Annotated in this window: 18 protein-coding genes; 4 read left to right on the top strand and 14 right to left on the bottom strand. The window is 65.6% G+C overall.

The features are described from left to right. Positions 1-24: 24 nt before the first annotated feature. The 5 genes from F8O08_RS02680 to F8O08_RS02660 form a co-directional block, all read right to left on the bottom strand. The gene (locus tag F8O08_RS02680) at positions 25-783 is read right to left on the bottom strand and encodes a regulatory protein RecX (RefSeq protein ID WP_158042470.1); all 759 of its coding nucleotides are present in this window, start codon (positions 781-783) and stop codon (positions 25-27) included. Beyond that, a complete protein-coding gene (gene recA / locus F8O08_RS02675; protein ID WP_158038361.1) occupies positions 783-1,847 on the bottom strand; it encodes a recombinase RecA in 1,065 nt (354 codons plus the stop codon). The genes F8O08_RS02680 and recA overlap by 1 nt, the downstream gene beginning before the upstream one ends. A gap of 234 nt (positions 1,848-2,081) precedes the next feature. Further along, positions 2,082-2,318 carry a DUF3046 domain-containing protein gene (locus tag F8O08_RS02670; protein ID WP_158038362.1) on the bottom strand — a complete coding sequence of 79 codons (237 nt, stop codon included), beginning with the start codon at positions 2,316-2,318 and terminating at the stop codon, positions 2,082-2,084. A gap of 9 nt (positions 2,319-2,327) precedes the next feature. Next, positions 2,328-2,663 carry a helix-turn-helix domain-containing protein gene (locus F8O08_RS02665; protein ID WP_158030947.1) on the bottom strand — a complete coding sequence of 112 codons (336 nt, stop codon included), beginning with the start codon at positions 2,661-2,663 and terminating at the stop codon, positions 2,328-2,330. Positions 2,664-2,909: 246 nt separating this feature from the next. Further along, positions 2,910-3,236, bottom strand: coding sequence for a carboxymuconolactone decarboxylase family protein (locus F8O08_RS02660; RefSeq protein WP_158038363.1), 327 nt, complete (start codon positions 3,234-3,236; stop codon positions 2,910-2,912). A gap of 328 nt (positions 3,237-3,564) precedes the next feature. On the opposite strand from F8O08_RS02660, the gene F8O08_RS02655 reads away from it, so the two are divergent. Next, positions 3,565-4,950 carry an amino acid permease gene (locus tag F8O08_RS02655; RefSeq protein ID WP_225733459.1) on the top strand — a complete coding sequence of 462 codons (1,386 nt, stop codon included), beginning with the start codon at positions 3,565-3,567 and terminating at the stop codon, positions 4,948-4,950. On the opposite strand, the gene F8O08_RS02650 is transcribed toward F8O08_RS02655, so the two are convergent. The 6 genes from F8O08_RS02650 to dapA form a co-directional block, all read right to left on the bottom strand. Then, on the bottom strand, positions 4,899-5,759 hold the full coding sequence (locus F8O08_RS02650) for a sulfurtransferase (protein ID WP_158038365.1): 861 nt from the start codon (positions 5,757-5,759) through the stop codon (positions 4,899-4,901). The genes F8O08_RS02655 and F8O08_RS02650 overlap by 52 nt on opposite strands. 53 nt (positions 5,760-5,812) lie before the next feature. Next, complete coding sequence (locus F8O08_RS02645) at positions 5,813-6,322, bottom strand: CinA family protein (RefSeq protein WP_225733460.1); 510 nt, start codon at positions 6,320-6,322, stop codon at positions 5,813-5,815. Then, a complete protein-coding gene (gene pgsA / locus F8O08_RS02640) occupies positions 6,319-6,960 on the bottom strand; it encodes a CDP-diacylglycerol--glycerol-3-phosphate 3-phosphatidyltransferase (protein ID WP_158038366.1) in 642 nt (213 codons plus the stop codon). Before pgsA ends, F8O08_RS02645 begins: the two co-directional genes overlap by 4 nt. A gap of 5 nt (positions 6,961-6,965) precedes the next feature. Continuing rightward, positions 6,966-9,830: a DNA translocase FtsK gene (locus F8O08_RS02635; RefSeq protein ID WP_158038367.1), complete on the bottom strand. Its 2,865-nt coding sequence runs from the start codon at positions 9,828-9,830 to the stop codon at positions 6,966-6,968. Positions 9,831-9,914: 84 nt separating this feature from the next. Beyond that, positions 9,915-11,636 carry a ribonuclease J gene (locus F8O08_RS02630; protein ID WP_225732850.1) on the bottom strand — a complete coding sequence of 574 codons (1,722 nt, stop codon included), beginning with the start codon at positions 11,634-11,636 and terminating at the stop codon, positions 9,915-9,917. A 180-nt stretch (positions 11,637-11,816) separates the two neighbouring features. Next, the gene (dapA, locus tag F8O08_RS02625; RefSeq protein WP_158038368.1) at positions 11,817-12,809 is read right to left on the bottom strand and encodes a 4-hydroxy-tetrahydrodipicolinate synthase; all 993 of its coding nucleotides are present in this window, start codon (positions 12,807-12,809) and stop codon (positions 11,817-11,819) included. A gap of 154 nt (positions 12,810-12,963) precedes the next feature. On the opposite strand from dapA, the gene F8O08_RS02620 reads away from it, so the two are divergent. Next, complete coding sequence (locus tag F8O08_RS02620; RefSeq protein ID WP_158038369.1) at positions 12,964-13,668, top strand: NAD(P)H-binding protein; 705 nt, start codon at positions 12,964-12,966, stop codon at positions 13,666-13,668. Here F8O08_RS02620 and F8O08_RS02615 read toward each other — a convergent pair. Genes F8O08_RS02615 through deoC form a run of 3 tightly spaced genes read right to left on the bottom strand, consistent with a single transcriptional unit; the run spans position 13,656 to position 15,861 of the window. Then, positions 13,656-14,147, bottom strand: coding sequence for a hypothetical protein (locus F8O08_RS02615; protein WP_158042469.1), 492 nt, complete (start codon positions 14,145-14,147; stop codon positions 13,656-13,658). The two genes, F8O08_RS02620 and F8O08_RS02615, sit on opposite strands and share 13 nt — an antisense overlap. A 1-nt stretch (position 14,148) precedes the next feature. Then, on the bottom strand, positions 14,149-14,859 hold the full coding sequence (gene dapB, locus F8O08_RS02610) for a 4-hydroxy-tetrahydrodipicolinate reductase (RefSeq protein ID WP_158038371.1): 711 nt from the start codon (positions 14,857-14,859) through the stop codon (positions 14,149-14,151). A 42-nt stretch (positions 14,860-14,901) separates the two neighbouring features. Beyond that, entirely contained in the window at positions 14,902-15,861 is a 960-nt protein-coding gene (gene deoC, locus F8O08_RS02605; protein WP_192496906.1) for a deoxyribose-phosphate aldolase, read from the bottom strand. A 59-nt stretch (positions 15,862-15,920) separates the two neighbouring features. On the opposite strand from deoC, the gene F8O08_RS02600 reads away from it, so the two are divergent. Together F8O08_RS02600 and F8O08_RS02595 are read left to right on the top strand one after the other, a co-directional pair. Beyond that, positions 15,921-16,643, top strand: a complete 723-nt coding sequence (locus tag F8O08_RS02600; RefSeq protein ID WP_192496907.1) for a GntR family transcriptional regulator — start codon at positions 15,921-15,923, stop codon at positions 16,641-16,643. A 35-nt stretch (positions 16,644-16,678) separates the two neighbouring features. After that, positions 16,679-17,044 (top strand): TM2 domain-containing protein, encoded by a 366-nt coding sequence (locus tag F8O08_RS02595; protein ID WP_225733461.1) that lies wholly within the window; start codon positions 16,679-16,681, stop codon positions 17,042-17,044. Positions 17,045-17,070 lie beyond the last annotated feature (26 nt).

The raw sequence follows: 17,070 nt of genomic DNA, 5'->3' as shown, positions 1-17,070 counted from the left end.
TGCAGAGGTGCCGCCTCGGCGAACCTAGCCAAGCACCCTGGCGATGGCAAGATGAACCGTCTCAGAGTCGAAGCCTTTGCGCTGCAGCGTCGCCGAAAGCCGCTGGCGTTGAGCCGAGGGGGTCTGGGCACCCAGACTGCGCAGTCGCTTGCGGGCCAAGGCCTCAGCACGATCGACCTGCTGATCGCCGTCGAGGTCGGCGAGTGTGTCGTCGATGACCGAGCGGTCAAGCCCGCGCTCTTCGAGTGCACGTCGGATGACGATCGTGCCCTGGCCTCGACGACGCAGAATCTGCTCTGCGATGTCCTGAGCGATCTGACGGTCGTCGATGTCGCCGCGCTGCTGTGCTTCGGCGATCACGGCGTCGACCGCTGCCGGAGCGATCTCGTGTGCGTACAGCGCACCTCGGAGTTCTGACTCCGTTCGGTCTCGACGCGTCAGCAGACGGTCGAGTTCGGCTCGGGCCTGCAGCAGTTCAGGATCGGCTCCGAGCATTTCGCCGAGGGCTGTCGCCGCGTCGGCTGCGCCGGCGAGCGCACCCTCAGCCTCGAGCTCGTCGGCGTGATGCTCGGTTTCGTCTGTCGGGCCTGCAGCTGATGTCTGCGTCTGCGCCTCTGCGTGGGCCTGACCTCGGCCCTGCGCAGCGCGAACTCGAGGAGAAAGCGAGACCACAGAGGCGTCAGCGCTCTGCTGCCGATGGTTGGAAGCAGTCGCAGTCTGTTCAGACCGGTCGTCAGCATCTCTGCGCCAGGCCCCCAGACTGACGACGTTGTCGTCGCTCATCAGGCCTCTTTTGCCACACGCTTGTCGTCGAGCGATTCGACATTCGACTCTTCTGCGGATTCTGGAGCTTCGATGATGCCCAGACTGACCTTGATCTTAGTCTCGATCTCATTGGCGATCTCGGCGTGGTCTTTGAGAAACTGTCGAGCGTTCTCTTTGCCCTGACCGAGCTGCTCACCTTCGTAGGTGTACCATGCCCCAGACTTGCGCACGAAGCCGTTGTCGACACCGTAGTCGATCAGACCGCCCTCACGAGAGATGCCTTCGCCGTAGAGAATGTCGAACTCGGCCTGCTTGAACGGCGGAGCCATCTTGTTCTTGACGACTTTGACTCGTGTGCGGTTGCCCACTGCGCTGCCGCTGTCTTTCAGAGTCTCGATGCGACGGATGTCAAGGCGCACCGATGCATAGAACTTCAGTGCCTTTCCGCCTGAGGTGGTCTCGGGGCTGCCGAAGAACACACCGACTTTTTCACGCAGCTGGTTGATGAAGATCGCCGTGGTCTTCGAATGCGAAAGCGCACCGGTCAGCTTTCGCAGGGCCTGGCTCATCAGTCGTGCCTGCAGACCCACGTGCGAGTCGCCCATGTCGCCCTCGAGCTCGGCTCGCGGAACCAACGCAGCCACCGAGTCGATGACGATGACGTCGATCGACCCCGAGCGGATCAGCATGTCGGCAATCTCAAGCGCTTGCTCACCGGTGTCGGGCTGAGAGACGAGCAGCTGGTCGATGTCGACGCCAAGCTTGTGAGCGTAGTCAGGATCGAGCGCATGCTCGGCGTCGATGAACGCAGCGATGCCGCCGTTCTTCTGCGCATTGGCGAGTGCGTGCAGAGCCACTGTGGTCTTACCCGAGGACTCAGGGCCGTAGATCTCGACGATTCGGCCTCTCGGCAGCCCGCCGATGCCGAGCGCGGCGTCAAGTGCGATCGACCCCGTGGGAATCACCTCGACAGGTGCACGCTCGTCGCTGCCCAACCGCATGACCGACCCCTTGCCAAATTGGCGGTCGATCTGTGCCAGCGCTGTGTCAAGCGCCTTATGACGATCATTTGCTGCAGCCATGTGCTTCCTCATCTCTGGTCGACGTTCACATTCTGTGATGAAGATCACGTTAGAGCCGACCACTGACATTCCTGTACGACGTCGACTTGTCTGTGGAGAAGCAGACTGGCGACGACGCGCTCTGCAGAGAACGTTAGCAGAAGATTCGAAGATATGTTCGAAGACCACTCTGCGTGTCTCCAGCGTTCGACTCCTCGTCACAGACCTGAGGATTCGACACGAGACGGCGGCGCGTCAGGAGCGCATCCGATTCTTGGCCGTTTTGGGGTCGACGCCATGCCACCGGCTTTTGGGCACGTCTGCTGCGGCGCACAGCGCCAGCCAGACCTCACGAGGCTCATCGCCTCTGGCCAACGCGACTCTGCCGGTCACGTCGCCGCAGGCACCCAGCACAAGGTCATCGACCAGCACCTGCCCGTACGCGCTGCCGAACTCGTTCTCGACAAACTCCCAGAACTGGCTGTTGCGCATCGGCTGAGCTCAGCGCGCTGAAGGAACGTAGCGATCGACGTCGTCGAGCAGCTCGTCAGGAATCGTGTCGGGGATGCCCGACATATCGTCGAAGGGATGCGCAGTGATGCCCTCGAGCGTGGCCATGCGATCACTCACCTGACGCATGATCTGCGAGACCGGCACATCAAGCGCGTCGGCAACCGACGCGAGAATCTCGCTCGACGCCTCTTTCTGCCCGCGCTCGACCTCGCTGAGGTACCCGAGCGCAACGCTTGCCCGACCGGCCACCTGGCGAAGCGTGTGGCCCCGTTCCTGTCGCAGATCCCGGAGCACATCACCGAGCTCCTGGCGAAGCAATACCATCGGTTCTCCTCTCCGGCCCGCTTGAGCCTGGCTGTTGCGGCTACGAACCAGAGTAGCCCACCCCTGTTACAAGGTATGCAGAGTGACAGCTCATGCACAATTACTGAAGGCCATGGGGTTCTGTTGGTACAACGAAGGTGCACCACACGCTATTCCCGCGTCTGCGACACGAGTTCGTCGCCGTGGAACGCCCGTGTGCTCTCTAATCCGTCGCAGCAGCATGCCGGACGAGATTCCAAGCCCTCCTCAGTGGCCGTGTGCGTCGGCCGCCTGGAATGCGAGCCTGCCGTGGGCATAGGCTCCGCCTGCACGCAGAGCCGCGGCGACCCACGCGGCTTCGGCCAGCTCGACGTCGGTCGCGCCCGCGTCGATCGCTCGTGCAGTGTGCCCCTCGATGCAGAACTCGCACTGAGTTGTGAACGCCACTCCCAGGGCGATCAGCTCGAGATACTTGACCGGGATCTCACGCTGCACCGAGAACACGGTGTCGTTGAACGCGCCAAACGCTTTGAGCACATCTGGGGTGCTCTCTCGATAGACCCTGCCGTAGGCTTTGCTCTCCTGCTGTGCCATCCTGCACCTCTCCGTTCGTTCTCGGTGACCATACCCGCACACGTCAGCCGGCATCCGTCGAGCCGACGCACGACGTAACAGTGTGCCGCCCTTGCGGGGCCGGCGCCGCTCTCCGGTCACGCGCAGCTGCCCCGGCACTAGACTCGTCCAAGATCCATGCGGCGCACCGAGGAGCGGAACCTCTCGTTCCCAGCTTCACCGCGGCCTCCGACAGCCTGGCTGCGCCGACCGAGAGACGAGGAATCCAATGCAGGACGGGCAGACGAGCACAGAGACGAGCTCGAGCACGACGAAGGCGAGAAGCGGCTTTCGCACGAGACACCTGACCATGATGGGTCTGGGCTCGGCCATCGGCGCCGGCCTCTTTCTCGGCAGCGGGGCAGGCATCGCGATGGCGGGGCCCGCGATCATCGTCTCCTACGCCGTCGCCGGCGTTCTCGTGCTCATCGTGATGCGCGCCGTCGCCGAGATGGTCTCAGCACGCCCCTCGACCGGCTCGTTCGCCACCTACGCGTCACAGGCGTTCAACAAGAAGGCCGGGTTCACCCTCGGCTGGCTGTACTGGTTTCTGCTGATCATGGTGCTCATCGCCGAGATCAGCGGGGCCGCCGGCATTCTCAACTCGCTGATTCCCGCAGTGCCGCAGTGGTGCTGGGCGCTGATCTTCGTGGTCTCGTTCGCGGCGGTCAATCTCTGGGGCGTTCGCAACTTCGGCGAGTTCGAGTTCTGGCTCTCGGGGGTCAAGGTCGTCACCGTCGTGGTCTTCCTGATCATCGGCGTCGCATTGATCGTCGGCGTTGTGGGCGACGGCCCGGTGGGCTTCTCGAATCTGTTCGAACACGGCGGCTTCGCTCCGCAGGGCTTCAGCGGTGTCGCGGCCGGGCTGCTCGCCGTGATGTTCAGCTTCGGCGGCATCGAGATCATCACGATCGCCGCTGCCGAGGCCGATCGCCCGCGTGAGGCGATCCGCGCGGCGACCAAGAGCATCTTCTGGCGCATCCTCATCTTCTACATCGGCAGCATGCTCGTCATCGCCACGCTGCTGCCGTGGAACGACCCGGCTGTCAGCGGCCCGAACGGCCCGTTCGTCGCAGTGCTGCAGCTGGCTCACATCCCGGCCATTGCGACGGTCATGCAGATCATCGCCGCCCTCGCGCTGCTGTCGGCGTTCAACGCGAACATCTACGCGACCTCGCGCATGGCCTATTCGCTGACAGCGCAGGGTGAGGGGTTCGCTCCCCTGCTGCATCTGTCGAAACGCAAAGTGCCGACCAATGCCGTCTTGGCCTCGATCGTGCTCTCGTTGGTCGGGGTGTTCCTCAACTGGTGGATTCCCGGTCAGGTCTTCACGGTGCTGCTCGACCTCGTCGGCGCTGCGCTGCTGGTCGTCTGGGCGGGCATGCTCGCGTCACAGCTGCGTCTGCACCGCGAGCTCGAGCGCGAGGGGTCGATCAGTCTGCGCATGTGGTGGCACCCGTGGCTGTCGTGGATCGGGCTCATCGGGCTCGCCGCGTTCGCCGGGCTGATGCTCTGGAACGAACAGACTCGCTGGCAGCTGCTCGGCACGATCGCCATCACGCTGGTGATCTGGCTCATCGGCCTCATCAGGGGCGTCGATCGACGCCGTTCGACGATGCCCGGCGACCAGTCGCCTGAGGCGGGTCAGGGCAGCGGGCCAGTCGTGACGGGGCGTCCGGGCGTCGACGACCACTGACTCCACGAGCCGGGATAGAGCGCCGCATCGATTCCGGCAAGGCTGAGCGCCAGAATCGTGTGTGTCGCTGACACGCCAGATCCGCAGTGCACCGCCACGGAGGTCGTGCCGTCGATGCCGAGACCGGCAAAGCGCTCGCGCAGCTCGTTCGGCGAGCGGAACGTGCCGTCGTCTGCGAGGTTCTCATCGGTCGGGGCGTTCACCGCACCCGGAATGTGCCCCGCCTGCGGATCGACCGGCTCGCTCTCACCGCGGTAGCGTTCGCGCGCACGGATGTCGACCAGCGTGCCATGCTGTGGCAGACGGCCCGCCTCGTCCATAGTGACGGTCGGCAGATGACCGAAGCGCACCGTCACCGTGCCGTCGGCGCCGGCGACGACGTCGCCTGCCTGCAGCGGCCGACCCTCGGCTCTCCATTTGGCGAGCACTCCGTCGAGCAGTCGAACGTTCTCGAAACCGGCGTCTCGCAGCAGCCACCAGGCGCGCGTCGCGGCGATGCCTCCGACGTCGTCATAGACGACCACCAGGTCTTCGGGGCGCAGCCCCCACCTCCGCACAGCTCGCTGAAAGCGTTCGGTTGAGGGCAGTGGATGCCGCCCGAGCTCTGGTGCGGCAGGATCGGCGAGCTCGACGTCGAGGTCGACGTAGATCGCTCCGGGCAGATGCCCTGCCAGATACTCGTCATGGGTGCGATCATTGCCCAGCTGCCAGCGCACGTCGAGCAGCACCAGGCGGGGAGCATCCGCCTGCCCGCGCTGGTCGATGAGCGCCGCGACATCGTCAGTCGAGATGAGCGGATCGATGGCCATATGACTCCTTTGTCGGTGAGTTGTGCAGCGGGTGTCGAGCAGGGCGACTCGGATCAGCGCATGCCGAGATCGATGTGCTCCCAGAGATGATCGAGGGCGGCCGAGACCGTTGCCTCGCGAATCGCCTGACGGCTGCCACCGAAGTGATGCGCGAAATGAGTCACGCCGGACTGTGACGCCAGGCCGATGAAAACCGTGCCCGGAGGCTGGTCGTCCTGCCAGTCGGGGCCGGCGACTCCCGTGGTCGAGATGCCCACGGTCGAGACCAGCGGCCCCTGCGCCAGCCGCTCACGCACGCCGAGCGCCATCTCTTCGGCCACCTGCGGGTCGACCGCGCCGCGTTCTTCGAGCAGCTGTTTGTCGACGCCGAGCAGGCGGTGCTTGAGCGGAGTCTGGTAGGCCGTGATGCCTCCGGCGAGCACCTTCGATGCGCCGGGCACATCGGCCAGCGCCCCGCTGACGAGACCTGCGGTGAGCGACTCTGCGACGGCGATGGTGAGCCCGAGCCGCGTGTAGTGCTGAATGATGAATCCCTGCCGGCTGATCGGCTGTTCTGCCATCATCGGGTGCCTCCTGGCTGTGTGGTGTCGTCGGCAGACGAGCGCGCTCGGTGCCCGCGAACGGCATCGACGGCATAGGCGACGCCGCTGTACAGAGTGAGCAGCACCGCTGCTGCGAGCAGCGCCCATGTGATCCACTGGAACCAGGCGACGTGGAGCGCGAAGGGGGCGAGGGCAAATGCGATGGCGACCGACTGCACCACCGTCTTGAGCTTGCCGGCACGCGAGGCGGGAATCACCAGGTGCGACCGCAGAGCGATGACGCGATAGATCGTGATGCCGATCTCACGCAGCAGAATGACGATTGTCACGGCCCACCACACATCGCCGACGATGCTGAGGCCGATGAGTGTCAGGCCGGTCATGCCCTTGTCTGCGATCGGATCGGCGATCTTGCCGAAGTCGGTGATCTGCCCCCAGCTGCGCGCGAGGTGACCGTCGATGCCGTCTGAGGCCATCGCCACAATGAACAGCACGGTCGCCCACCAGCGCAGACCGCCGCCGTGCACCCCGGCCGCGTCGACCAGCAGCAGCACGAAGACGACGGGTGCGAAGAGGATGCGCACGACCGTGATCGCATTCGGCAGGTTCCAGGGTGAGGGCTGAGCGTCGCTCGAGCGCGCCGGGGTGGGTGTGGTCATCTGGGTCATCTTCCTGTCAGCTGCCAGGCGTCCTGACTCGAGCCGCCATGCCGACGGCCGTCGTCCAAGTCGTCAAGATCGTTCGAGAGCACCGGTTTGCTGGGATCGACACCTCGGGCGTCGGGTCCCGTCGGTGCGTGGTTGTCGGGACCGCCATAGCCGGCGACGTGCCCGCGCGTTGCGGTTGACTCCGCCTCGTGTTGGGTGCTGCGGCTCTCATAGGACTGCCCAGCCGTGCCGCCGCCCGAGCCAGTCGGATGCCCGCCGCTGGGTGCGTCGCCGCCCGCGGCTGGCGTCGCACCGTCGTCATCAGCGTCGTAGATGCTGTCGCGCTCGCCTCGCAGGTAGGCCAAGACGTTGGGCAGATACTCTGGCGTCACCAGCACATCGCGTGCCTTCGAGCCTTCGGAGGGGCCGACGATGTCACGCGACTCGAGCAGATCCATCAGACGCCCGGCTTTGGCAAAGCCGACGCGCAGCTTGCGCTGCAGCATCGATGTCGAGCCGAACTGGTTCGAGACGATCAGCTCGGCCGCAGCCAGCAGATCTTCGAGATCGTTGCCGATGTCGGCGTCGATGTGCTTCTTCTCGGCCTCTGGTGCAGCGGTGACGTCTTCGCGGTAGTCCGGGTTGGCCTGCTGTCGAACATGATCGACGATCGCATGGATCTCGCCCTCTTCGACCCAGGCGCCCTGGACACGAGCCGGTTTGTTGGCACCCATCGGCAGGAAGAGCGCGTCACCCTGCCCGATCAGCTTGTCGGCGCCGGCCTGGTCGAGGATCACGCGGGAGTCGGTGACGCTGGTCACGGCGAACGCGAGACGGCTCGGAACGTTGGCCTTGATGAGACCTGTGACCACGTCGACGCTCGGTCGCTGCGTCGCAAGCACCAAGTGGATGCCGCTGGCACGGGCGAGCTGAGTGATGCGCACGATCGAGTCTTCGACGTCTTTCGGCGCGACCATCATCAGGTCGGCGAGCTCGTCGACGACGACCAGCAGGTAGGGATACGGCCTGAGCACTCGCTTCGAGCCTGCAGGAGGCTGCACCTCTCCGTTGACGACGGCCTTGTTGAAGTCGTCAATGTGTTTGAAGCCGTAGTTTGCCAGATCGTCGTAGCGGTGATCCATCTCTTTGACCACCCACTGCAGCGCGTCTGCCGCCCGCTTGGGGTTGGTGATGATCGGGGTGATCAGGTGAGGCACTCCGGCGTAGTTCGACAGTTCCACACGCTTCGGGTCGACCAGGACGAGCCGCACCTGTGCCGGCGTGGACCGCAGCAGGATCGAGGTGATCATCGAGTTCACGAAACTCGACTTGCCCGACCCGGTCGAGCCGGCCACCAGCAGATGCGGCATCTTGGCGAGGTTCGCCAGCACGAAGCCGCCTTCGACGTCTTTGCCGACGCCGATGGTCAGCGGATGGTGGCTCTTCTGCGCCGCCGGCGATCGCAGGATGTCTCCCAGATGCACCGTCTCGCGGTCGCGGTTCGGAATCTCGACGCCGATGGCCGATTTTCCGGGAATCGGCGACAGAATGCGCACATCGGCGCTGGCCACCTGATACGCGATGTTCTTGCTGAGCGCAGTGAATCGCTCGACCTTGACGCCCGGACCGAGTTCGACCTCGTAGCGAGTCACCGTCGGGCCTCGGCTGAATCCGGTGACTTTGCCGTCGACGCCGAACTGCTGCATGACGTCGGTCAGCTGTGCGATGACTTCGTCATTGACCTTGGTGCGTGCCTGTGCGGGTGCCCCCTTGCTCAGCAGGTCGATCTCGGGCAGCTGATAGGGATGCTCTGGGTCGTCAAACGAGGCAGGCTCAGGTTCAAAGGTGTCTGGTTCGTCACTGGGAGCAGCACCGTGCTCCCCCTCGCTGAGCACCTCGGTGTGGGTGTTGTCAGCGGCATGCACGGTCGCGGCGGGTTCGTCTGGAATGTCGAAGAGTGCGGCGACTTCGTCTGCGGCAGGCGTCTCGGCGCTTTCGATCGCCTCGTGCTCGGCTGCCTCGGCGGCCTTCTTCGCACGGCGTTCGGCTCGGCTCGGGCGACTGCGCCGACCGGGCTGCTGCGGGCTCTCTTCGGAGCGGTCGCTCGCCAGCAGCGGACGTGTCGGCGGAAGCTGTTCGCCCGGAGTCATCTTGGCCTCGTCGGCCTCGCGGGAAGCACTGTGATCGAGGCCGAACATGTAGGCATAGGCCTCGCGCAGCCGACTCATGATGCGGTTCGGCGGCGTCTTGGTGAGAATGAGCAGTGAGAGCAGCAGCAGCACGGTGAGCACCGGCACAGCGAACCAGACCGTGAGGCGGATCGGCAGGAAGGCGACGGTGAAGCCGATGATGCCGCCGGCCTGGGCGACGTGTTCGAGGCCGTCGTCAGCTGGAACGGGGTTGCCTGCCGCAACCTGCCAGAGCCCGGCGAGCATGGCGACGAAGAGCCCCAGACCGATGCCGATGCGACCGGTCTCAGCGGCCTTGACCGGGTGGTGGAACAGCCAGAGACACAGCAGAAAGAAGAGCACTGGCAGCAGCGTGGCAGACCCTCCGAAGAGCGCCCCGAACGTTGCGGTGTGCAGCGCGTGCCCGACGGCTGAGGTGGGCAGGAACCACTCGACGACGACACCGAGAACCGCCAGTACGAAGAGGGCGAAGGGAAACCCGTCGCGGCGTTCGTCTGCCGGCACCTTGTCGGGAGCGAATGCGCGTGCGGCGGCGCCCACGCCATGCGCGCACGCCATGTAGGCACGCCTCACAAACGGCCCGAACCCCTCGCCTTCGGTCTGCACGCGCTTGGCCTGGCCCTTCTGCGCGTCTTGGAGCACGCGGGTCTTCGCCGTCTTCGCGGCGGGTTTCGTTCGGGGTTGTCGAGCCATGGCCTCAACGGTACCGCCAGCCGCAGACGCTTGCACGCATACACGCTGGCGGCACCAGGAAGAGTCCGAGCGGCAGACCCTGGATCAGTCGCTCTCGGTGACGATCTCGACGTCGTCGATCGACTCGGCTGGAAGCACGATCGGCACGATCATCGGCTTGCGGCGAAGCCTCTGGCTGACCCACCGGCCGACGGTGCGGCGCACGACCTGCTGCATGACGTGCGGGTTGCGCTCGCCCTCTGCGTAGACGTCTGCGATCGCACGCTCCACGCGTGGCACGACGTCGTCGAAGACCTTGTCGTCTTCGGCAAGGCCGCGCGCCTGAATCTCGGGACCGACGACCAGATGGCCGTCGTTCATGTTGATGCCGATGATCACCGTGATGAAGCCCTCGGCGCTCAGCGTGCGCCGATCCCGCAGGTCGGCCTCAGTGATCTCTCCCACCGACGAGCCGTCGACGAAGATGTGGTCGTTGCGGTACTGACCGGTGATCTTCGCTCGACCCTTTGCCAGATCGATGACCGACCCCGAGTGCGCCACGACGATGCCCTTGGGGTTCACACCCGTCGAAGCCGCCAGTCCAGCGTTGGCGTGCAGATGGCGAACCTCGCCGTGAACCGGCATCGCCATGTGGGGACGCACCACGTTGTACCACTGCAGCAGCTCGCCCGAGTTGCCGTGGCCCGAGACGTGCACCTTGGCGTTGCCCTTGTGGATGACGTCGGCGCCCTTCTCGATCAAGTTGTTGATCAGACCAGAGACCGCAGTCTCGTTGCCCGGGATCAGCGACGATGCCAGCAGAACGGTATCGCCCTTCTCGACGGTGATCGAGGGGTGTGAGCCGTTGGCGATGCGAGACAGCGCGGCCAGCGATTCGCCCTGCGAGCCGGTGCAGATGTAGACCAGCTTCTCGCGCGGCATCTTGCCGGCCTTCTTCAGATCGACCAGGGCGTTGTCGGGAATGTTGAGGTATCCCAGTTCGCGGGCGATCGTCAGGTTGCGCAGCATGGAACGGCCGACCAGCACGATCTTGCGTCTCGCCTTGATGGCGGCGTCTGCGATCTGCTGCACGCGGTGCACATGCGACGAGAACGTCGACACGATCACCTGCTGCTTCGCCTCGCTGATCACACGGCGGATCGCCGGGCCGACGCTGCGCTCAGAGTCGGAGTGCCCCGGCACCTCGGCGTTGGTCGAGTCCATCAGCAGCAGATCGACGCCTTCGGCGCCGAGACGTCCCAGGCCCTGGAAGTCGGTGACGCGACCGTCGATGGGTGTCTGGTCGACCTTGATGTCACCGGTGTGCAGCAGCGTGCCGGCCGGTGTGTGCATGGCGACGGCGAGGCAGTCGGGAATCGAATGGGTCACCGTGAAGAACTCGAGTACGAACTCGCCGACGGTCAGTTTGTCTCGTGCCTCGACGACGATCGACTCTGGAGTGATGTGGTGCTCTTTGAGCTTCGCCTCGGTGAGCCCCAGCGTCAGACGTGAGCCGATCAGAGGAATGTCGTCGCGCAGTTTGAGCAGGTAGGGCACGGCACCGATGTGGTCTTCGTGGCCGTGAGTGAGCACGAGCGCATCGATGTCGTCGAGACGATCGGCGATCGGTGCGAAGTCAGGCAGGATGAGATCGACACCGGGCTGTGAGTCTTCGGGGAAGAGCACGCCGCAGTCGACGATGAGCAGACGTCCGTTGAGCTCGAACGCCGTCATGTTGCGTCCGACCTCGCCGAGGCCGCCCAGTGGGATGATGCGCAGAGTGTCTTTGCGCAGTTTCGGTGGCTGATTGATGACTACAGCGGACAAATCCGACCTTCCGTGGGCACACTCGTGCCCGTGCTTCGTGCGGCTCCAACGTGGAGACTCGCGTCTTCATGGCCGTGCCTCGTGCACGACATGTACATCTCTTCTCGTCACCGGAGCAGGCGAACGTCGCGCGATCAGCCTGCGCTGGTCACGCTGCGCGGGGCGCGGACGCCGTGCTGCTCAGGCGTTACGCCGTGCCGCGCCGGGGATGCGCGGCAGTGCTCCTCCGGCCGCAGCATTGCGGTCGGGGCGGAAATCTGTGAAGTCGACACCGGGAATGCTCTCGACCGCGTCGATGTCAGCCTCGATGAGCGCGGCTTCGGCGTCTTCTGGACCGACCAGCGGCAGTCGCACGCGCGGGCTGCCGATTCTGCCGAGACCGTGCAGGATGTACTTCGTCGACACCGTGCCCGGAATGTGCGTCATGGTCGCCCGCACCAGTGGCTCGAGCTGACGGTGCACGTCGAGCGCAGTCGCGAAATCGTTGGCGTTCACGGCGTCGAACATCTTGCGGTATGCGGCCGACACGATGTTGGCGGTCACGCTCACCACGCCGACCGCACCGAGCGCGGCGTGCGCCAGCGCATGGGTGTCGTCACCGGAGTAGTAGGCCAGGCCGGTCTCGTTCAGCACGCGCGAAACCTGTGCGAAGTCGCCCTTGGCGTCTTTGACCGCGACCACGTTGGGATGCTTCGCGGCGCGCGAGATGGTCTCGTACGTCAGCGGAATGCCAGCACGCCCGGGGATGTCATAGAGCATCACTGGAAGATCGGTGGCGTCTGCGACCATGCGAATGTGTGTGAGCACGCCCGCCTGCGTCGGCTTCAGGTAGTACGGGGTCACGAGCAGAATGCCGTCGGCCCCGGCGGCCTCGGATTCGCGGGCCAGCTGGATGGCGTGCGCCGTCTCATTGGAGGGCCCACCCGAGATGATGCGGGCACGGCCTGAGGCCACCTGTTTCGCAGTGCGAACCAGCTGGATCTTCTCGGCGTCAGTGAGCGTCGAGGTCTCACCGGTCGTGCCGCTGACGACGATTCCATCGGCGCCTTGGGTGACGCAGTCATCGATCAGCGCTTCGACTCCGGCCCAGTCGACTTCACCGTCGGCGCGCATGGGAGTGACGACTGCGACCAGCACTTGGCCGAGCTGATTGATGATCTCTGTCTCTGGCATCACCTCAGTTTACCCCGCAGGCAGGCGGCTGGCCACATTTCGAGCGTGACCGGCGCCGAATCATGCCGCAGGCCTCTGCTGCGCAGCGGCGTCTCTGCTGACAGAATGGGCGAACGCAATGCGACCGGAGCAGAGCCAGACCGAAGGAGCCACCATGTCGACCATCGCCATCGTCGGAGGGCACGGCAAGATCGCGCTGCTGCTCACGGAGCGTCTCTCGTCGGCCGGGCACACGGTGCTCAACGTCGTTCGCGACGCCCGCCATGAGCCCGACGTGCTGGAGCGCGGCGGAACCCCGCTGCTCGCCGACCTCGAAGCGGCGAACGCCGTCGAACATCTCACCGAGAGGTTTCAGAATGCGGATGCCGTGGTCTTCGCGGCTGGGGCGGGCGGCGGTTCCGGTGTGGCTCGCAAGCACACCGTCGACTACCTCGGTTCTGTTCGCAGTGCGGACGCAGCGGTCGCGGCAGGGGTGCGCCGTTTCGTCCAGATCTCGTTCATCGGCGCCGAGCAGGACGAGCTCGGCCTCGACGACGAGGTCTTCACCGCGTACCACCACGCCAAACGAGACGCGGATCGTGCACTGCAGAGCCGCGACGACCTGGACTGGACGATCGTGCGACCCGGCCGCCTGACCGACGACCCGGCCTGCGGTTCGGTTGCTCTCGGCACCGGGTTCGCCCGGCGAACGGCCGAGGGCGGAGCGTCCGACAGCATCGCACGCGCCGATGTCGCGGCGCTGCTGCAGGCGGTGCTCGACGAGCCGGGCACCGTCGGCCGCGCGATCGACGCGCTCGAGGGAACCGCAGCGATCGCAGCAGCCGTCGCCCAGCTCTTCGGCGTGTCTCAGTCTCGCTGAGCCGATTCTGCCTGCGGCGCCTTGCGCTCGACGCGAATCGCCTGCACGATCGTGCGTCGGCCGTCGGATCGATGCCCTGCGGCATCCTGCATGAGCCCCAGACGCAGAAGGTCCTGCCAGGTCACCCGCTCCCCTGCCTGTTCGACTGCCGCAGCCAGGTCGTCGACGCGCTGCGTGGCGACCTCGCGGTCGGCCTTTCCGCTCGGTCGCAGCGGCAGGTCGTCGGTGGGCAAAGCGCCCTCTCGCGACAGCCTCGCGATGAGCCGGTTGGCACGCACGGCGAATCGCATCTCGGCATAGATCACATAGACGCCGAGCAGCGGAAAGATCAGCAGGAACGCGCCCATCGTCTTCGCAATAGGATCATGCAGGCCGATCAGCACGAAGGCGCGCTCGAACACGGTGAAGATGTACAGGGCCAGAAAGACGATCATGACGATCGCCAGGGTCAGTGCCCGAGACTGAGCGCCGCGGTCCATCTCAGAGCCCGATGACGTCGGCGAGCCCGACGGTCGTACCGGTCTGCTCGTGTGCGAAGACGATGCTGCGTGCGATGCCGTCTCGGTAGGCGTCGATGCTCAGGGTGTCATGCCGAAGAGTCAGCGTCTCAGCGGTGCCGCCGAAGATGACCTGCTGCACGGCGTCGACTCCCTGCAGACGCAGCGAGTGCACCGGAATGCCCTCGACCAGCTGGCCGCGAGCGGTCTGGTCGGTGTTCGGCTGCGCGTAGGGGCCGTGTGCGGCCGCAATGAGCTCGGCCGTGCGCACCGCGGTGCCCGAAGGGGAATCCTTCTTGCGGGCAGGGTGCGCCTCGACCACCTCGACCGAATCGTAGAGCGGAGCGGCGAGCTGCGCGAGTTTGGTGGCCAGTGCTGAGCTGACCGAGAAGTTCGGCACGATCACCAGAGAGCTGCGATCTGCCCGATCGGCGACCTCGGCGATGCGCTCGGCGCTCCAGCCCGACGTGCCGACGACCACGTCGATGCCGTGGTCGAGCGCGTGGTCGACGATCTTTCGGCTGGCGTCATAGATCGTGAAGTCGACCACGACGTCGGCTCCCTCCATCTTGCTCAGCGAGCTGTGCGAATCAAGTGTCGAGTGCAGCGCGAAACGGTCGTCGTGTTCGATGATGTCTTCGACGAGCCGCCCCATGCGCCCGGTGGCGCCGGTGACAGAGATGTTGAGAGTCATGCGTTCAGTGTAGTGCGGGCGCTCTACGACCCGGCGATGCGGTCAGCGAAGCGGCTCGAAGGTGCGCAGCACGTCGTCGAGCAGTGCCGATGCGCCGAAGCGCATCGACGCCGGGGCCACGAACGAGTCGCCGCAGATCACGCGCGCCAGCCGCAGATAGACCCGGGCCTGATCCACGGTGCGCACGCCTCCGGCGACCTTCACTCCGATGGTCTCACCGGTCTCTTCACGCCAGTGTGCGCTGGCCTGCAACAGCACGGCCGCTGCCTCGGGAGTCGCACCTGCGCGCCCCTTGCCCGTCGACGTCTTGACGAAGTCGGCACCGGCGAGCAACGCGATGATCGCGGCATGGAACATGGCGTCGTAGTCGGGCAGCTCCCCCGTCTCGAGAATGACCTTGAGGTGTGCGCGGGTGCCGTCGCCTCGTTCCACCAGGCGCCGCGCGGCCAGCACCCAGTCGTAGACCTGCGCGTAGCGTTCGCTGAGCAGCGCACCGCGGTCGATGACGATGTCGATCTCGTCTGCTCCGGCAGCCACGGCGTATTCGATCTCGGCGGCCTTCGCAGCGAGCGGCGACCGACCATGCGGAAAGCCGCCGGCCACTGCGGCGAGCGCGACCGGAGCATCCGCCGCCTCGTCGAGCGCCACCCGAGCCGGCACGACGAGGTCTGCGTGCACACAGACCGCAGCCGTCGCGGGCAGCACTGCCGGGTGCATGAGGTCCGATTCGGGTGCGAGTGCTCGCCGCACCAACGCCGCGACGCTCTCTGGGGTGTCGTCAGCCGACAGACTGGTCAGATCGATGAGCGATGTGATCAGCCGCAGGTCGTCGGGGGTCGCCGCATCGCGCGTCGCGATCTGGGTCTGCTGCCCCACCCACGGCGTGAGCTGGGCAGGATCGATATGCGGCAGCGAACGCAGCAGCGTCGTGATGCGCGCGTCGGTGGCCGGCCCGTCGAGCAGCTGCGCCGAGCGCTCAAGGATGCGATCGAAGTCTGACATGCAGCTCATTCTAAGCGGGCGGCGCGGCGTGAGAGACGTCGCCGGGTACGATGATGGGCATGCAGAGACCCCGTACCGTTCCGCTGAAACACGAGCGCATCGCAGACGCGCTCGCAGCCGACATCCAGGCCGGGACCTTCGCTGCAGACGAACCGCTGCCCAGCGAGGCCGCACTCGGTCGACGGTTTGCGGCGAGTCGCAACACCGTGCGTCAGGCGCTGGCCGCGCTCACCGATCAGGGTCTGATCATGACGCGGCCGGGCGTCGGTTCGTTCGTGACGTTCCATCCGGTGGATGCCGAGCCCGCGCTGGGCTGGGCCAGTGCGATTCAGCAGAAGGGTGCGGTCGGTCACGTTCGAACGCTCTCGATTCGAGAAGTGGCGGCCGCAGAGCTGCCGACCGGCCTGCTCGGTTCGATTGTGTCACCGGCCGAGCGGCTGCTGCGCATCGAACGCGTACGACAGGTGGTCGGGGCGCGCACGATCTCGCTGGAACGTTCGCTGGTTCCGGCCGTCGTCGAGCTCGACGGGCTGCCCGAGCAGGGCTTGGTCGACGAATCGATCATCGCGACGCTGCGCAAGGCCGGCCTGGTCGCAGCCTCTGGAGAGCAGTGGGTCGACGTCGGCACACTCGGCGAGCGCGACGCTCAGCTGTTCGACCGCACGGCGGGATCAAGCGTTCTGGTGTCACGATGCGTCACGCGCGCTGCCGACGGCACGCTGGTCGAATACGCCGAGTCGCTGATGGACCCAGACTATTTTCGCCTGCATCTGACTTTCTGACGCACCACGGCTGCGTGCTCTCCTACGCTAGAGGCATGACCAATCCGGATCTGCCCAAATTCGCTCCGCCCGCCTACCAGCCGACGCCGACTCCCCCGCCCTACGGAGGCCCGGGACAGGCCCCGTATCAGCCCTACCAGCAGGTCACCCCGTACAAGAGCCGCATCGCCGCCGGCCTGTTCGGCATCTTCTTCGGAACCCTTGGCGTGCACAACTTCTACCTCGGCAAGACCGGGCTCGGCGTCGCACAGCTGCTGATCACGGTGCTGTCGCTCGGCATGCTGGCCATCGTCTCCTCGATCTGGGGTCTGGTCGAGGGCATTCTCATTCTTGCGAAGGCACCGAACTACCGCACCGACGGCACGGGCCAGCCGCTGCACGACTACATGACCGAAGACTGAATGACCGAAGACTGACGCTGGCCTGC

The sequence above is a fragment of the Pseudoclavibacter sp. CFCC 13611 genome (genome assembly GCF_008831225.1).
In the GTDB taxonomy this organism is placed as follows: Bacteria; Actinomycetota; Actinomycetes; order Actinomycetales; family Microbacteriaceae; genus Pseudoclavibacter_A.
This window is presented reverse-complemented; position numbering and strand designations above follow the sequence as displayed.

Excerpts from the sequence above, each read along its gene's own strand:
- F8O08_RS02680 (WP_158042470.1), bottom strand. The coding sequence starts at position 783 with ATGAGCGACGACAACGTCGTCAGTCTGGGGGCCTGGCGCAGAGATGCT.
- recA (WP_158038361.1), bottom strand. The coding sequence starts at position 1,847 with ATGGCTGCAGCAAATGATCGTCATAAGGCGCTTGACACAGCGCTGGCA.
- F8O08_RS02670 (WP_158038362.1), bottom strand. The coding sequence starts at position 2,318 with ATGCGCAACAGCCAGTTCTGGGAGTTTGTCGAGAACGAGTTCGGCAGC.
- F8O08_RS02665 (WP_158030947.1), bottom strand. The coding sequence starts at position 2,663 with ATGGTATTGCTTCGCCAGGAGCTCGGTGATGTGCTCCGGGATCTGCGA.
- F8O08_RS02660 (WP_158038363.1), bottom strand. The coding sequence starts at position 3,236 with ATGGCACAGCAGGAGAGCAAAGCCTACGGCAGGGTCTATCGAGAGAGC.
- F8O08_RS02655 (WP_225733459.1), top strand. The coding sequence starts at position 3,565 with ATGATGGGTCTGGGCTCGGCCATCGGCGCCGGCCTCTTTCTCGGCAGC.
- F8O08_RS02650 (WP_158038365.1), bottom strand. The coding sequence starts at position 5,759 with ATGGCCATCGATCCGCTCATCTCGACTGACGATGTCGCGGCGCTCATC.
- F8O08_RS02645 (WP_225733460.1), bottom strand. The coding sequence starts at position 6,322 with ATGATGGCAGAACAGCCGATCAGCCGGCAGGGATTCATCATTCAGCAC.
- pgsA (WP_158038366.1), bottom strand. The coding sequence starts at position 6,960 with ATGACCACACCCACCCCGGCGCGCTCGAGCGACGCTCAGCCCTCACCC.
- F8O08_RS02635 (WP_158038367.1), bottom strand. The coding sequence starts at position 9,830 with ATGGCTCGACAACCCCGAACGAAACCCGCCGCGAAGACGGCGAAGACC.
- dapA (WP_158038368.1), bottom strand. The coding sequence starts at position 12,809 with ATGCCAGAGACAGAGATCATCAATCAGCTCGGCCAAGTGCTGGTCGCA.
- F8O08_RS02620 (WP_158038369.1), top strand. The coding sequence starts at position 12,964 with ATGTCGACCATCGCCATCGTCGGAGGGCACGGCAAGATCGCGCTGCTG.
- F8O08_RS02615 (WP_158042469.1), bottom strand. The coding sequence starts at position 14,147 with ATGGACCGCGGCGCTCAGTCTCGGGCACTGACCCTGGCGATCGTCATG.
- dapB (WP_158038371.1), bottom strand. The coding sequence starts at position 14,859 with ATGACTCTCAACATCTCTGTCACCGGCGCCACCGGGCGCATGGGGCGG.
- deoC (WP_192496906.1), bottom strand. The coding sequence starts at position 15,861 with ATGTCAGACTTCGATCGCATCCTTGAGCGCTCGGCGCAGCTGCTCGAC.
- F8O08_RS02600 (WP_192496907.1), top strand. The coding sequence starts at position 15,921 with ATGCAGAGACCCCGTACCGTTCCGCTGAAACACGAGCGCATCGCAGAC.
- F8O08_RS02595 (WP_225733461.1), top strand. The coding sequence starts at position 16,679 with ATGACCAATCCGGATCTGCCCAAATTCGCTCCGCCCGCCTACCAGCCG.